Annotated in this window: 9 protein-coding genes; 5 read left to right on the forward strand and 4 right to left on the reverse strand. The window is 71.6% G+C overall.

Annotated features, from left to right (window positions below; translation table 11 throughout):
* Positions 1 to 54: 54 nt before the first annotated feature.
* Together HV826_RS10850 and HV826_RS10855 are read left to right on the forward strand one after the other, a co-directional pair.
* Positions 55 to 780 carry a 1-acyl-sn-glycerol-3-phosphate acyltransferase gene (locus tag HV826_RS10850; protein ID WP_176416931.1) on the forward strand — a complete coding sequence of 242 codons (726 nt, stop codon included), beginning with the start codon at positions 55 to 57 and terminating at the stop codon, positions 778 to 780.
* 112 nt (positions 781 to 892) lie between these two features.
* On the forward strand, positions 893 to 3,613 hold the full coding sequence (locus tag HV826_RS10855) for a PQQ-dependent sugar dehydrogenase (RefSeq protein ID WP_176417010.1): 2,721 nt from the start codon (positions 893 to 895) through the stop codon (positions 3,611 to 3,613).
* Positions 3,614 to 3,620: 7 nt separating this feature from the next.
* Here HV826_RS10855 and HV826_RS10860 read toward each other — a convergent pair whose 3' ends face one another.
* Both HV826_RS10860 and HV826_RS10865 read right to left on the reverse strand, forming a co-directional pair.
* Entirely contained in the window at positions 3,621 to 4,247 is a 627-nt protein-coding gene (locus HV826_RS10860; protein WP_176416932.1) for a hypothetical protein, read from the reverse strand.
* Positions 4,244 to 4,915 carry a hypothetical protein gene (locus tag HV826_RS10865; RefSeq protein WP_255207653.1) on the reverse strand — a complete coding sequence of 224 codons (672 nt, stop codon included), beginning with the start codon at positions 4,913 to 4,915 and terminating at the stop codon, positions 4,244 to 4,246. The genes HV826_RS10860 and HV826_RS10865 overlap by 4 nt, the downstream gene beginning before the upstream one ends.
* A gap of 235 nt (positions 4,916 to 5,150) precedes the next feature.
* Between HV826_RS10865 and HV826_RS10870 the strand changes: the two genes are divergently transcribed.
* Both HV826_RS10870 and HV826_RS10875 read left to right on the forward strand, forming a co-directional pair.
* Entirely contained in the window at positions 5,151 to 6,395 is a 1,245-nt protein-coding gene (locus HV826_RS10870) for an exonuclease SbcCD subunit D C-terminal domain-containing protein (protein WP_176416934.1), read from the forward strand.
* Positions 6,392 to 10,300 carry an AAA family ATPase gene (locus tag HV826_RS10875; RefSeq protein ID WP_176416935.1) on the forward strand — a complete coding sequence of 1,303 codons (3,909 nt, stop codon included), beginning with the start codon at positions 6,392 to 6,394 and terminating at the stop codon, positions 10,298 to 10,300. The genes HV826_RS10870 and HV826_RS10875 overlap by 4 nt, the downstream gene beginning before the upstream one ends.
* Before the next feature lie 15 nt (positions 10,301 to 10,315).
* On the opposite strand, the gene HV826_RS10880 is transcribed toward HV826_RS10875, so the two are convergent.
* Positions 10,316 to 11,242 carry a serine/threonine-protein kinase gene (locus tag HV826_RS10880; protein WP_176416936.1) on the reverse strand — a complete coding sequence of 309 codons (927 nt, stop codon included), beginning with the start codon at positions 11,240 to 11,242 and terminating at the stop codon, positions 10,316 to 10,318.
* A gap of 2 nt (positions 11,243 to 11,244) precedes the next feature.
* The gene (locus HV826_RS10885) at positions 11,245 to 12,072 is read right to left on the reverse strand and encodes a TIGR02266 family protein (protein WP_176416937.1); all 828 of its coding nucleotides are present in this window, start codon (positions 12,070 to 12,072) and stop codon (positions 11,245 to 11,247) included.
* A 217-nt stretch (positions 12,073 to 12,289) separates the two neighbouring features.
* Here HV826_RS10885 and cglD point away from each other — a divergent pair, with 217 nt between their 5' ends.
* On the forward strand, positions 12,290 to 15,679 hold the full coding sequence (gene cglD / locus HV826_RS10890; RefSeq protein ID WP_176416938.1) for an adventurous gliding motility lipoprotein CglD: 3,390 nt from the start codon (positions 12,290 to 12,292) through the stop codon (positions 15,677 to 15,679).
* Positions 15,680 to 15,711 lie beyond the last annotated feature (32 nt).

Raw genomic sequence — 15,711 nt, forward strand, 5'->3', positions numbered from 1 at the left:
TGTCAGGAGAGGGGCGTGGGATGGGCCCGAAGGTGGTATGCCTGGGGCCTCGCCATGAAGTACGCCGTCACGCTCTGGTTCTGGGTCGTCTTCCTGCTCACCGCTCCGGTGCTGTTCACCCTGGGCGCGTTGCTGCTCGTCGTCACGTACCCGTTCGACCGGGACCGGCGGCTCTTGCACGCATTGGTCTGCCGTTGGTGCTACGGCCTGTGGCTGCACGCATCCCCGGGCTGGCGTACGCGAATCGAAGGCCGTGAGCTCATTCCGCCCGGGCCCTGTGTGATGGTGGTCAACCACCAGTCCGCGGCGGACATCCTCGCCGTCATGGGCCTGTTCCATCCCTACAAGTTCGTGGCGAAGGCGTCGCTGTTCTCGCTGCCGCTGGTGGGGTGGATGATGACGCTGCTGGCCTATGTGCCCATCGTCCGCGGCTCGTCCACCGCCATGCACCAGCTCCTGGACCCGTGCCGGCGCTGGCTCCGTCGTGGCATGCCGGTGCTCATCTTCCCGGAGGGGACGTACTCCAAGGGCGGACAGCTGCTGCCCTTCAAGCGGGGCGCCTTCCAGCTCGCGCTGGAGGAGCACGTTCCAGTGGTGCCCGTGGTGGTGGAGGGCACGCCGGGGCTGCTGGACGGAGACGGCCCCTGGATGAGCCCCACCGCCTCCATCCGCGTGCGCGTGCTCCCTGCGCTGCCGCCGGAGTCCTTCGGTCCGGACTCGCAGGAGCTGGCCACGCAGGTGCGCACGTTGTTCGAGCAGACGTTGGCCAAGACGGGCTGAGCGTCTCCGCGCACGCGCTTGTCCACGCTCAAGCCCGCCCCGGCGTAGCGCAACGCGGGCGAGGGAGGGTGTCGCAAGTGCGTTATCCTCAACGGATATGCGCTCTATCTTGATGTTACTCGGGTTGTTGGGGGTGTCTTCGCCCGCCTGGGCCGCGGTGCCCGCCGGCTTCGTGGAGACGCCCTTCACCTCCAGCGCCCTCACGCAGGCCACGGGGATGGCATGGGCGCCGGATGGCTCGGGCCGCCTGTTCATCATCCGCAAGACGGGCGAAGTCCGGGTGGTGTCGCTGAAGGATGGCCAGCCCGAAACACAGCCAGGAAGCAGCACGCTGGTGACGCAGGTGTTCGCGATGGAGCCCTCCGTCCACACCAACAGCGAGTGTGGCCTCATCGGCATCGCGTTCGACCCGAACTACGTGGTCAACCGCTACGTCTATTTCTTCGTCACCGTCTCCGCATCCGAGCAGCAGGTTGTCCGTTACACGGACGCGAACGGGACGGGCACGGCGCGCACCGTCGTCGTCAGCCGGCTGCCCACCGCGGGCGCGAACCATGACGGCGGCGCCATTGGCTTCGGGCCGGACGGGAAGCTGTACTGGGCCATTGGTGACCTTGGCAACGGCACGGGCGTGAACGCGGACCTGACGTCGATGGCGTCCAAGGTGAGCCGCGCGAACCTGGATGGGACGCCCGCCAACGACAACCCCTTCAACGACGGCGTGGGGCCCAACAACGAGTACATCTGGGCGCGCGGCTTGCGCAATCCCTTCACCTTCACCTTCCAGCCCACCACGGGCCAGTTGTGGGTGAACAGCGTGGGCACCAGCTACGAGCAGGTCTTTGTCGTCCCCCGCAGAGGCCATGCCGGCTACAGCGACTACGAGAACAATCAGCCCAGCGGAAACGACTTCATCACCCCCGCCGTCAAGTACCGCACCAACGGCACCGATACCCGCAACCTCACCGCGGGCGGCGCCGTGCGCAGCGGCGGGGTGGCCACCTTCACCACCACGGGGAACCATGGCTTCCGCAAGGGGGAGCGGCTCACGCTCAGCGGGGTGGGGGACGCGAGCTTCAACGGTTTGATGTACGTGGCCAGCGTCACCGATTCCACGACCTTCACCGTGGCGCAGCCGTCGCAGCCGGACGCCGCGAGCGGTGGAGGCACGGCCACGACGCAGCAACTCGGCGGCTCCATCACCGGCGGCGTCTTCTACGACGCGACGCTCTTCGCGGAGGAGTACCAGGACGACTTCTTCTTCGGTGACTACAACTCTGGCCAGGTGACGCGCGTCACCTTGGAAGTGGACAACTCGGTGGCCACCGTGGATGCGTGGGCCACCGGCTTCTCCTCGCAGGTGGACCTGGCGGTGGGCCCGGACGGCGCGCTCTACGCCATTGGCGTGACGGGCGGCACCCTGCGGCGCATCACGCCCGAGACGCCGGGGCAGAAGTTGGTGGTGTCCGGGCTCCAGCCGCGCGTCGAGGAGGGTGGACGCGCGGCCTTCACCGTGCGCCTGGCCGACGCGCCGGCCTCCGAGGTCGCCGTGCAGGTGGCCCGCGCGCTGGGCGGCTCCGAGGACCTGAGCATCGTCAGCGGCGCGGCGCTCACGTTCACCGCGTCCAACTGGAGCGTGCCCCAGGTGGTGACGCTCACCGCGGCGGTGGACGAAGACTCGACGCCGGATGTCGCCACCTTCATGGTCATGGCGGACAGGCTTCCGGAGGTGGCGGTGGTGGCCACCACCATCGACAACAACTCGCCGCGCCTGGAGTTGACCGCGGCGCAGGTGACGATTGTCGAGGACGGCACGGCGACCTTCGGCGTGTCGCTGTCGCAGCGGCCGTCGCGCAACGTCACGGTGAACGTGACGCGCACCCGCGGGGACGAGGACCTCACCGTCCAGTCCGGGGCGACGCTGACCTTCAACACGTCCGACTGGAGCACGCCCAAGGAGGTCACCCTGGCCGCCGCGCAGGACGCGGACAACGAGGACGGCACGGCCCTCATCACCGTGGCCGCGCCTGGACTGGACGCGCGCGAGGTCGAGGCCCGCGAGCAGGACACGGACCCCCTGCCTCCCGTCATCCTCTCCGAGCCGGTGACCACCGCCGTGGTGGGCAATCCGTACCGGTACGAGGTGCGGGTGACGGCGCGGCCCACGCACGCCTATGCGCTGGTGAACCCCGTGGCGGGCATGAGCATTGATGCGCTCACGGGCGTCATCACCTGGGAGCCCACCGAGGTGGGCGCGGTGGAGGTCACCGTGCTCGTGAGCAATGGCGTGGCGCCAGATGCGACGCAGACCTTCACCATCACCGTCAGCCCGGACTCGCCGCCCACCGCCATCCTCACACGCCCCGAGGACGGTGAGCGCGTGTCGGGCGCCACGGCGGAGTTCTATGGAGACTGCGTGGATGACGTGGGCTGCACGCACGCGGAGTTCTACGTGGACGACGTGCTCCGCTACACCGACGTGCAGACCGGAAACCACTTCCACTTCGGCGGCGAGCACAACCGCTGGGACACCACGGACCTGATGCCGGGCTGGCACCGCGTCCGCTTCGTCGTGGTGGACTCGACGGGGCAGCAGGGCTCCGCCGAGGCGACGGTGTGCGTGGGGGAGGCCCCCTGTGAGCCGCAGCCGTCGGATGCGGGCACGGACGCCGGAACCGATGCCGGGACGGACGCGGGCACGGACGGAGGCACCCAGCCTCCGCCTCCCAACGAGCCGGGCGGCTGCGGCTGCAACGCGATGCCGCTGGCGCCGTTGGCCTGGGGCTCGCTCGCCTGGCTCGCGCTCCAGCGGCGGCGGTCGCGCCGCTCCTGAGCGCGGCTCAGCCGCGCTTGCGCGCCCGGCCCTGCTCGGCCGCCTCGTGCAGGGCCTCACTCAGCAGAAGCGCTGGAGACACCAGGGCCTCCAGCGCTTCCTCGCTGTCGGGCATGCCGAGCCGCTCTGCCTTGAGTTGCGCGTCCTCGATGGTGAAGCTCGGGAACTGGCGGCGCAGCCTCTGGAATTGATGTCGCACGCGCGGGGCTCGCAGGATGTCGCGGGCTTCGTCGGAGAGGTTCTTCAAGTTGAGCATGGCGTCCACCTCCGCGTCGCCGACCTCCTCGTCCCGTCTGCCAACCGCCTTGAGGAGCTTGTCGCCGAGGCCTTCGGGGCGGATGAGGAGGTCCGGGGGCAGCACCTGGCCGAGCTCCAGCGTCACCACCGTGCAGAGGCGCGTCTTGTCCCCGCTCCGGCGGTACTCCGAGCGGATGCGGAGTTGCCGCCCCAGGTGGAGACCTCCAATCTCCCAGGTCCCGAGGGAGTGGGTGTAGCCCCAGTCGCGAAGGGCCGCGAACTGTCTCCAGGACTGGTCGCGGCGCTGGAGGCTCTTCCAGAAGGCGAGGCCACCCCTCATCACCGCCGCCGCGACGAGGAGATACAGGAGGAACGAGAACCAGGACCCGAGGCTCATGGGGTGGCGCCTTCCTGGCCTTCTCGCTTCGCCCGCTCGACGGTATGGCCGCTCGCGCCCCGGATGGCTTCGGCCAGCTCTCGCACGGGCGTCAGCAGGCCGTACAGCTCAATGGTGGTGCGTGGGACGTGCGGCACCTCCGCCGTCAGGACGCCGTCCTCGATGGTGAAGGTCTCGAAGGTGCGGGCCACGTTCAGCAGGGGCCGCCGCAGGTCCGCGCCGAGGAGGACGGCGCGGGCTTGAGGGGTGACGTTCTTCAAGTCCAACACGGCGTCGAGGCTGGCATCGCCCAGTTCCTCGTCCTTCACGCCGAACAGCTTGAGGACCTTGTCGCCCGCCGTCTCCGGCCGGATGGTCACCTCGCGCGGAAAGCCGTCACCCAGCGCGTGCCGGACAATGGTGACGAAGTGGAACGCCTGGCCTCGGCCCCGGTCCTCGGTCTCCACGCTGAACGGCCGCCCGGCGTGGCTGCCCTTCAGCTCCATGGTCCCCGTGGCGTACATGAACCCCGGCGTCGCCATGAAGTACCAGCCGCGCGAGGCCGCGAAGCCCTGCCAGACGAGGAGCTGCCGCTGCCAGCGCCGCCAGCGGACGTAGCCGACGATGCTCGCCGCCCCCAGGCCGACCCCAATGAAGCTGGCGAAGATGCCGATTTGTAGCCCGGTCATTCCCGCGAGCATCCCCGCTCCGGGCGTATCGGCCAACCCTCTCCGTGCGTGAGGGCCTCCGGACGGGACGTGGCGGGGCGTCCTCTTCCAAACGGCCTGGAGTTACAGGAACTTGCGCGCATGTCAGACGGAGGGAGTAAGGGAGCAGGCGCCCGCCGCTTGGAGCGAGCAGCCCCTCTGTTGGAGGCTGCCCGCCGGCCAGAGCGCCACGGGAAAGAGGGAAGGTGAACGCCTGATGCGCCTGCTGCATACGTCGGACTGGCACCTGGGACACACGCTGTACGACGTCTCGCGGGACGCGGAGCACGCCGCCTTCCTGGACTGGCTGCTGGAGACCCTGGAGGCGCGGGCGGTGGATGCGCTGCTGGTGGCCGGGGACATCTTCGACACGGCGAACCCCAGCGCGGAGGCGCAGGCGGCCTGGTACCAGTTCGTCGCGAAGGCGCGGCGGCGCATGCCTCGGCTGGACGTGGTGGTGATTGGCGGCAACCACGACTCGGCGGCGCGGCTGGACGCGCCGGACCCGCTGTTCGCGGCGCTGGGCGTCCACGTGGTGGGCGGACTGCCGCGAGCCCGGGGCGCCATGGACCAGGAGCGGCTGCTGGTGCCGCTGCACGACGCGAAGGGGCGGGTGGGCGCGTGGGTGGCGGCGGTGCCGTACCTGCGGCCCGCGGACCTGCCGCCCGTTCCTGGGGACCTGGGAGACCGGCTGGTGGAGGGCGTGCGCGCGGTGTACGCGGAGGCGCTGGCCGCGGCGCGGCGCAGGCGTCAGGCGGGACAGGCGCTGGTGGCCATGGGGCACTGCTACATGACGGGCACGGAGCTGTCCGCGTTGAGCGAGCGGAAGATTCTGGGCGGCAACCAGCACGCGCTGCCCGGGGACCTGTTCCCGGAGGACGTGGCCTACGCGGCGCTGGGGCATCTGCACAAGGCCCAGCGAGTGGGCGGGCGCGAAGGGGTGCGCTACAGCGGCTCGCCGTTGCCCCTGTCGCTGTCGGAGGCGGGCTACCGGCATCAGGTGCTGCTGGTGGAGCTGGAAGGCGACGCGCTGGGCCAGGTGGAAGCCCTGCCCGTGCCCCGGACCACGGACATGGTGCGCGTGCCTTCGCGGGACGCGGCGCCTCTGGACGCAGTGCTGACGCAACTGGAGGGCTTGCCGGCGCACGACGCGGACGCGCTGGAGTGGCGGCGGCCCTACCTGGAGGTGTGTGTGTCGTTGCCCCGGCCGGAGCCCGCGCTGCGGCAGAAGGTGGAGAAGGTGCTGGAGGGGAAGGCGGCGCGGCTGGTGAAGCTGACGCCCGCCTATACCGGGACGGGCGGCGCGCTGGCGGAGGTGCAGCCGGGCCTCTCCCTGAAGGAGCGCACGCCCGAGGACGTCTTCCGCGCGCGTTACGCCCGTGACTTCGAGGAGCCACCCGCGCCGGCGCTGCTGGAGGCCTTCCATACGTTGTTGACCGACGTGCAGGAGGAGTCGCCGTGAAGGTGCTCGCGATTCGCGGCGCCAACCTGACGAGCTTCGCGGGGGACTTCGCGCTGGAGCTGGACCAGCCGCCGTTGGACCGGCTGGGCCTGTTCGCGATTACCGGCGCCACGGGCGCGGGCAAGAGCACGCTGCTGGATGCCCTGTGCCTGGCGCTGTTCGACCGCACGCCCCGGCTGGGGGGACGCGGCGGCGCGCCGGTGGGGCGCGCGGACGAGGACGAGGACGCGCGGCTGTCCGCCTACGACGTGCGCGGCATGCTGCGCCGGGGCGCGGGCGAGGGCTACGCGGAGGTGGACTTCCTGGGCAAGGACGGGCGGCGCTACCGGGCGCGCTGGTCCGTGTGGCGCGCGCGCAACCGCGCCGAGGGGCGCTTCCGACCCCAGGAGATGCAGTTGATGGACGTCGTCTCCGGGCAGCTCACGGGCCGCACCAAGGGCGAGGTGCTGGCCGCCATCCAGGAGCGGCTGGGGCTGTCGTTCGACCAGTTCCGCCGCTCGGCGCTGTTGGCGCAGGGCGAGTTCGCGGCCTTCCTCAAGGCGGATGCCAGCGAGCGCGCGGAGCTGCTGGAGCGGATGACGGGCACGGAGGTGTACAGCCGGCTGTCCATGGCCGCGCATGAGAAGAACAAGGCGGAGCAGGAGTCGCTGGCGAAGCGGGCGCAGGGCCTGGCGGCGATTGCCCTGATGCCGGAGGTGGAGCGCGCGGCGGCGGCGGCGGCGCTCGCTGAGGAGTCCCGGGCGCGTCAGTCGGTGGAGGCGCTGCTCGAGGCCGCGCAAGCCGCGGCGGCGTGGCATGTCGCGCGGGCGGGGCTGCGGGAGGCGGAGCACGCGGCGGAGGCGAAGGCGCAGGCGGCCAGGGCGGCCCTGGAGGAGGCGGCGCCGCGCGCGGCCCGGCTGGAGGAGGTCCGCCAGGCGGAGTCCTTCCGGGGGCCTGTGGCGGCGGTCGAGGCCGCGGAGCGCCGGTGGGCGGAGGCGGAGGCGGCGCAGGTGGAGCGGGCGTCGGAGGTGGAGCGGGCGCTGGCGGAGGCCTCGGCGCGGCGGGTGGGGCAACTGGAGGCGGAGACCGCGCGCGCCACGGCGCAGGAGCGGGAGGTGGCGACGCGCCCCGCGCTGGAGGAGGCGGCGCGCCTGGATGCGCGGCTGGAAGGTGTCTCCCATGAGGCGGGTGAGGCGCGGGCGCGAGCGGAGACGTCCCAGGCGGCGCTGGTGGAGGCGAAGGCGGCGCTGGACGCCGTGCTCGCGCGCGAGGCCGAGGCTCGGGACAAGGGAGAGGCCGCGAGGCACTGGCTGACGGAGAAGGCGCACTGGGTCGCGCTCACCAGCGAGTGGCCGCGCTGGCAGCGCGAGCTGGAGCGTTACGAGGTCGCGCAGGGCGAGCAGCGCAAGGCCCGTGAGGAATCCGGACGGCTGCTCGGTGAGGTGGAGGGGCTGCGCGAGACGGTAGGGCTTCGGCGGGGTGAGCGGGATGCCGCGGCCCGCGCGGAGGAGATGGCCCTGGCCGCGGCGACGCACGCCGAGGCGGCCGTGGGGACGGAGACGGGCGCGCGGCGGCGAGCGCAGCGTGAGCGCCTGTTGGCGCGGCAGGAGGCCGTGCGGGGCCTGAAGACCGCTCACGAGGGGCTCGCCGCGGACGAGGCCGAGGCTCGCGAAGCGGGCACGGAGGTGGGAGCGGCGAAGGCGGAGGTCGAGGCCGCGGCGGCGGAAGCGCGCGCGGCGGAGACTCGGCGGATGCAGGGGGAGGCCGCGCTCAAGGAGGCACAGCGCTCGCTGTCGCTGGCGCAGGCGACGCAGGGTTATGCGTCCCACCGCGCATTGCTGAAGGACGGTGAGGCGTGCCCGTTGTGCGGCGCGGAGGAGCACCCCTACGCGCGCGAGGTGTCCGCACTGGATGGGCTGGTCGCGGAAGCGGCTTCGCGTGTGGAGGCGCTGGAGGCGGCGCGGACCGCGGCCACCCAGGCGGAGGTGGTGGCGAGCGCGCGGCGCGCGGCGGCGGAGGCGCGCGCTGGACAGGCGGAGGCGCGCAGGCAGTCCGCGGTGGTCCGCGCCGAGGCGCACGGCGAGGCCTGGCGGAAGGGGTGTGCCTCGTGGCTGGAGTCCACGCGGGAAGAGGGCGCGGAAGTGTCCTCGCGTGCCACCTCTGTGACGGAGACTGAAGGCAGCGCTCGAAGGTCCAGCGCGGCAGGGGTGTCCGGGACTGTGCCACCGTCGGTGCAAGCCGGAGAGGCTGACGCGTCGCCACCGGCCGCGGGTGGCTCGCCCGAGGCGGGAGCGTGGCTCGACGCGGCGCGCGCCGAGCTCACGGAGCGGCTGGCGGCGCTGAAGGCCGACGAGCAGGCCGCCGAGTCACTGGCCCGCACGGCGCGCGAGGCCCGCGCGGCGCTGGAGACGCAGCGCACGCGGCGCGAGGTGGCGGCGGAGTCGCTGCGCGGGGCGGAGGAGGCCCTGTCGCGCGCGGAGTCGGTGCTCAAGGACGTCCATGCCCGGCTCGAGGCCGCCGAGCAGACGCTGCGGCAGGTGCTCGCGGAGGTGTCACCCGTCTTCACCGCGGACGCGGGCTGGGAGCGGAAGCTGGAGGAGGACCCGGCCACCTTCCGCCGCAAGTGTGGAGAGCGGGTGGTGATGTGGAAGGGGAAGGAGGAGGCCCGCCTGAAGGCGGAGGAGCGCGAGGCCGAGGAGCAGCGTCATCGCGCCCGGGCGCAGGGCCTGGTGGAGGTGAGCACCCGCCACGCCGAGGAGCATCAAGCCTTCGCCGCGCGCAAGGAGCAGGAGCGCGGCGAGCTGACCCGCGCACGCGCCGCGCTGCTGCACGGCCGGCCCACCGCGGAGGTCCGCGCCGAGCTGCAGGCACGGCTGGAGGCCACGGAGTCGGCCTTCGAGCACGCCCGTGAGCGCGCCGAGGCCGCGCATCAGGCGGCGCGGGTCGCCACCGCGCGTGCCGAGGATGCCGTGCGCGTCAGGACGGAGGCGCTGGCCCTGCGCGAGTCGGAAGGCGCCGCGCTGACGACGCTGCTCGCCACGCGAGGGACGACGCTGGAGGCCGTGCGGACGCTGCTGGCCTTCGACGCGGCCTGGCGCGAGGCGGAGGCCCGCGCGCTGTCGGCCCTGCGCGAGGCGCTCGCCCAGGCCACCGCGGTGCTGGCGGAGCGGAGCGAGCGTCGCGCGCGGCACGAGGACTCCGGCCCTCCGGCGCTCTCCGAGCAGGACGCGGGCGCCGAAGGTGAGCGGCTGCGCGCGGAGGCCGAGGCCCGTCGTCATGCCGAGGCCACGCTGCACGCGCGCCTGGAGGCCGACGACACGGCGCGGGCGCGGCACGGCGCCGAGGCCGCGGCCCTGGAGGAGGACCGCCGCGCGGCGGAGGTGTGGAAGGTGCTGGGCGACCTCATCGGCTCGCACGACGGCAAGCGCTTCAAGGTCTTCGCGCAGAGCCTCACGCTGGACGCCTTGCTGCTGCACGCCAACGCGCACCTGCGGGAGCTCGCGCGGCGCTACCGGCTGATGCGCGTGCCCGGCCACGACCTGGACCTCCAAATCGTGGACGGGGACATGGGTGACGAGGTCCGCAGCGTGGCCAGCCTGTCCGGCGGTGAGAGCTTCCTGGTGTCGCTGGCGCTCGCGTTGGGGCTGGCGTCCCTGTCGTCGGAGACGACGCAGGTGGAGACGCTCTTCATCGACGAGGGCTTCGGCACGCTGGACCCGGAGACGCTGGAGGTGGCCCTGGCCACGCTGGACGCGCTCCAGGCCACGGGCCGCCAGGTGGGCATCATCTCGCACGTCAGCGGCATGGCGGAGCGCATCGGCGTGCAGGTGCGCGTGGTGAAGCAGGGCGGCGGGCGCAGCCGGCTGGTTGTGGAGGGCGACCCGGGAATGGTGCCTCCTTCCATGGGACAGCAGGAGGTGGCGTAGCGGACCCTCGCGGGCTCAGGTCTCCATCAGCCCGCGCACCACCGCGGCCACGGCCAGGGGCGTGGCCACGCGGTCATCACTCAGCGGCGCCAGGGCCCGGGCGAACTGCTCCGCGGAGCTGAAGCGCTGCGAAGGGACGGGCGCCAGCGCGCGGTCCAGCACCAGCGCCAGCGCGTCGGGGACGCCGGGCACCCGCATGCGCACGGGCGTCACCCGGCCACCGCGGATGGAGGACTCCACCTGCTCCTCCGGGCCGGAAGGGAAGGGCGACTCCAGCGCCAGCAGCTCGTAGAGCAGCACCGCCGTCGCCCACAGGTCCACCGCCACGGACACGTCGCCCGCGAGCAGCTCCGGCGAGCGGTAGTGCTGCTTGCCCAGCCGCCGGACGTCCTGCACCGCGCCCGCGCGGGAGCGCGCCACGCCGAAGTCCGCCAGCTTCACCTCACCCGTGCGGGACAGCAGCACGTTGTGCGGGGACACGTCGCAGTGCACCACGCCCAGGGGGCGCCCCGTGGTGCTGACGGCGTGGTGCGCGTGTGACAGGGCCTCCAGCACCTGCCGGACGATGAGCACGGAGATGTCGATGGGCAGCTCGATGCGGCGGCGGCGGCACCGCGCCAGCACGCGGCCCAGGTCCGGGCCCTCCACCAGCTCCAGCGCCAGGTAGCCACCGTCCGGCAGCTCGCCGTACTCCACGAAGCCGACGATGTACGGGTGGCGCAGGCAGCGGGCGAGTTCGGCTTCATGCAGGAGCTGCTCGTGGGCCTCCGCGTCCCGCACGCGCTCGGGACGCACGCGCTTGAGGGCCACCTGCGCTCCGGCGTGCGGGCCCAGCTGCATCCGCGCGAGAAACACCTCCGCCATGCCGCCGCGTCCCAGCCGGGACAGCAGCCGGAAGCGGCCATGGTCGCGAGGCCAGATTTCCCGCACGTTCTCCATCATGTTCAGCCCACGCCACCCGCGAGGCTCGCCAGGTAGTCGTCCAGCGTCTGGGAGAAGGTGGCGTCGTCGTTGAGGAACGCCAGGCCCACGCCGCCCGTGTACGGGTCGTCCACCACGTGGACCACCACCGCGTCACCCTGCAGGCGCTCGCCGTTGGGCAGCTTCACGTCCACGGTGACGACGCTGTCGGGCAGGGGCCGGTGCGCGGTGCGCACGAAGAGGCCGCCGTTGGAGATGTTGAGGGCGTGCTCACGCACGAAGTCCAACTCGGTTCGGAACTCCATTTCCAGCTTCACGGCGAAGCGGCGACCGCGACGCTGAGGCCCATCCGGCGGGCGGACGAGCACCTGGTGAGGCTGGCTGCTCGGGGAGGGAGCAGGCGCCTCCACGGGCTTCGGGCTCGCCTGAGGCACGGCGGCCGCGGCGCCACCCACCGGGGGGGCCGCGGGCCGCGCGTTGCTGACGGGCAGCGTGGCCAGGTGCTGTTGAAGCACCCGCGCCGCGGCGGAGCGCTCGTCTCCCCGGTAGGTGGTGCCGCCCTCGAAGGCCGCCGCGCGAAAGGCATCTCGCTCCGCCTTGGGCAGACGCCACAGCTCCACGAACGTGCCGCCGCTGCGCTTCGCGTCCTCCGCGAGCCGCTCCACGGCGGAGCGTGGATAGCCTGGAGCCTCCACCTTCAATTCAATACCCGCTTCCTCCGGGCGCAGGGCCACCACCAGCTGGAGTGACTGCGCGGAGGTGAGCACCTCGCCAATCCCTTCCACCCAGGCCGCCACGCGCTCCGGGGGAGCCGAGCCATTCCACAATGCCGCAAGACCGAAGACGGGCACGGGCGCGACGATAGCCGAGCCCTTCCCACCCGCGAACCTTGTTTGCCGACAGCCTGGGCGCAATCCAGCCACGTCACTGGACTGGGAGCATCCAGACCCCGACTCAGAGTTGCCCCAGGGGGAACAGGTACTCGGAAACTCCGTCGTAGTTCTCTACAATGGAAGTCTGCTTCGACTCACCCCCCACCTGGAGTCGGAGCCATTGGAGTCAAAGACGATGCGCACTCCCCTGATGAAGTTCTTCACCTGCGCGTTGCTGGCAGCGTCGTTGCTGACTGCCTGCGGCGGTGGGAACGACCCTGACCCCAATCCACAACCGAACACCGATGCGGGCCCCGGCGGCAACGAGGACGGCGGTACGGATGGTGGCCCGCTTGAAGAAGACGCGGGCGTGATTCCGGATCCGGACCCCGACCCGGGCGAGGTGCCCACGGACATCGATGACCCGGACAATGCGACGAAGGACTCCGACTGTGATGGCCTGACGGACGCGGAGGAGTTCGCCACCGTCTACCCGGGTGGACTGAAGACGAACCCCGGCCTGCGCGACACGGACGGCGACGGCATCCGCGACGGCGTGGAGGTGGGCCGCACGACGAGCCCCGATTCCAGCTGCAACTTCCCCGGTGACCAGGACACGGCCACGCGCACCTCGCCGGTGCTGGCGGACACGGACGGCGACGGCATCCCGGACGGCCTGGAGGACCTCAACCGCAACGGCCGCAGGGACCCGGGTGAGACGGACCCGAACGCCATCGACTCGGATGGTGACAGCCTGGCGGACGGCGAAGAGGACGCCAACCGCAACGGCGTGGTGAGCCCCGGAGAGACGGACCCGCGCAAGCGCGACACGGACGGTGATGGCCTGGATGACGGCCTGGAGTCGCGCACTGGCACCAACCCGCTCAACCCGGATTCGGACGGCGACACCTGCAGCGACGGTGACGAGGACGTCAACCGCAACGGCATCGTGGACGGCAGCGAGACGGACCCGCGCGTGGCGGACTGCGCCGCGTCGATTCCGGACGCCGACTTCGACGGCATCCCGGACTCGGTGGAGATTGCGACGGGCACGGACCCGAACAACGCGGACACGGATGGCGACGGTCTCCCCGACGGTGTCGAGGACCCGAACCGCAACGGCCGCGTGGACGCCGGTGAGACGGACCCCCGTCACGCGGACACCGACTGCGACGGTCTGCAGGACGGCCCGGGCCGCGATGGCTTCCGCGGCGAGGACACCAACGGCAACGGCCGCGTGGACGCCGGTGAGACGGACCCGACCAACCCCGACACGGATGGCGACGGCCTGCTGGACGGTCTGGAGCTGGGTGTGACGACGGCGCAGGCGCCGCGTCAGGACTGCGGCTACGTGGGCGACGCGGACCCGACCACCACCTCGTCCCCGACGAACCCCGACAGCGACGGTGACGGCATCCAGGACGGCGCGGAGGACGCCAACCAGAATGGCCGCGTGGACGAGGGCGAGCTGAACCCGAACGACCCCGCCGACGGCGCTGCCAACACGCCCGCGGGCCAGGCCTGCCGCACGTCCAACCTGCGCACCGTCACCTTCAAGGAGGAGAACGGCGCGGACCTGCGGCTGGCGCTGCCCTCCACCTTCACGGACGCCAACCTGCGCACCATCCGCGATGGCAACAACGCGGTGGGCATCATCGGCTGGGACGCCACCAAGCAGGTGACGCTGATTGCGTACAAGCGCGGCCGCGTGGGCTCGTCGTCCAGTCCCACGAACGACGAGGCGGGCATCCGCTCCGGGTCGTTCAACTCCGCCACGCGCGACTTCCAGCAGACCTTCAACACCTGGGATGGCTACGCCGCGCTGTCGGCGCGTTACGCCCTGTCGGGCGGCGCGGACCTGAAGGCGTTCACCAACACCTTGACCCGCTCACTGGTGCCGGGGAGCACGGGGGAGCTGACGGGCACGGCCGGAATCACGGGGCCGTTCACCATGCAGGCGCAGTACGTGCACCGCTCCGACGACAGCGTGGTGGTGGTGATGGCCATCACCCCGACGTCCCGTTACAACGAGGCGGGCAGCCTCTTCACGACGGCGGACACGGCGGGCGGCTCGGCGCTGGCGCAGTTCGGCGACACGGACGCGGTGCAGTGCGAGAAGTTCACCGTGCGGCAGGCGGTGGTGGACTTCCTCTTCGTGGTGGATGACAGCGGCTCCATGGCCTCGTCGCAGCAGTCGCTGGCCAACGCGGCCTCGGCCGTGGCGGCCAAGCTGGCCAACGCGACGCTGGACTATCGGCTGGCGATGGTGAGCACCACCTATACCTATGGCAGCGGTTCGAACTCGGGGGTGCTGCGTGGCTTCACGCAGAACATCAACCAGTTCCGGGCGTGGCTGACGCAGAACAGCACCTGCAGCAGCGGCCAGTGCACCACCGTCACCATCCCCAATGGGACCCAGCCCACCACCTGTTCGTCCAACTCGCAGTGCTGGGTGGGGCAGAGCGGCAACGGCACCGAGCGCCCGCTGGAGGCCGCGCGTGCCGTCATCAACCTGCTGGCCTCGTCCGGTGGCTCGACGGAGACGCGCTTCCGCGCGGGCGCCAAGGTCGTGGTCGTCATCCTGACGGACACGCGGGACCAGTCCTCCGGCTCCGTCGACACGTACGCCCAGTACTTCCTGGGCACGGGCAATGACCCGGGGACGAACCGCAACCCGCTGAACCAGCCCATCGACGTGCACGGCATCCTCTGCCCGCACGAGAACGCCACCAGTGACACCAGCACCTGGTGCCAGAACCAGGAAGACCCCCGGAACCCGCGGCACCTGGACATCATCCAGGCCACCGGCGGCGTGTACGGCAGCATCCGGGACTCGAACGCCATCACCACCACCATCAACGCCATCATCGACAGCGTCATCGCCTCGGTGGGCTATCGGACGCAGAAGCCGCCCATCGGCGCCTCGCTGAAGGTGGCCATGGAAGGGGTGGCGAACGCGTCGCAGTGCCCCACGCCGGGAGACCTGCCGCGCAGCCGCACCCACGGCTTCGACGTGGACGGCATCAGCCGCGCGGTGTCCTTCTACGGCGGGTGCCGCCCGCAGACGCCGGGCACCACCCAGGCGGCGCTGTCCTACCGCTACTGGACGGACCGCACGTCCAACCCGAACGGCATCCCCGCGCCCTGCGCGGCGGACCCGTACCACGACCCGAACGACCCGGACTTCTGTGAAGGCAAGCTGACGTGCAACCGCACCACGGACCAGTGCGAGTGCCCGTCGGACTGCGGCGGCGGCGGTGACCCGGGCCAGGTGTGCAACACGGACCCCGCGGTGTGCGCCTTCACCTGCGCGCCGGACTGCGGCGGCACGTGCGGCACCTACGAGACATGCAACACGGACACCTGCTCGTGCTCGTGCGCCCAGTCGGCCACCTGCGCGCCGGGCTTCATGTTCGACTCGAACGTGTGCGGCTGCGTGTGTGACACCGGGGCGCTGAACTGTGGTGACCGGTACCAGGCGGACCCCAACACGTGCGCCTGTGCCTGCAAGTCGGACTGCGGCGGCTGCGGCCCGAACGCGACCTGCAACCAGAGCTACTGCGCCTGCGAAGGCATCATCGGCTGATGATGCGCGAGCGCTCCGGCCTTCGTTGAAGC

The sequence above is a fragment of the Myxococcus sp. AM010 genome (genome assembly GCF_013372585.1).
Taxonomy (GTDB): domain Bacteria; phylum Myxococcota; class Myxococcia; order Myxococcales; family Myxococcaceae; genus Myxococcus; species Myxococcus vastator.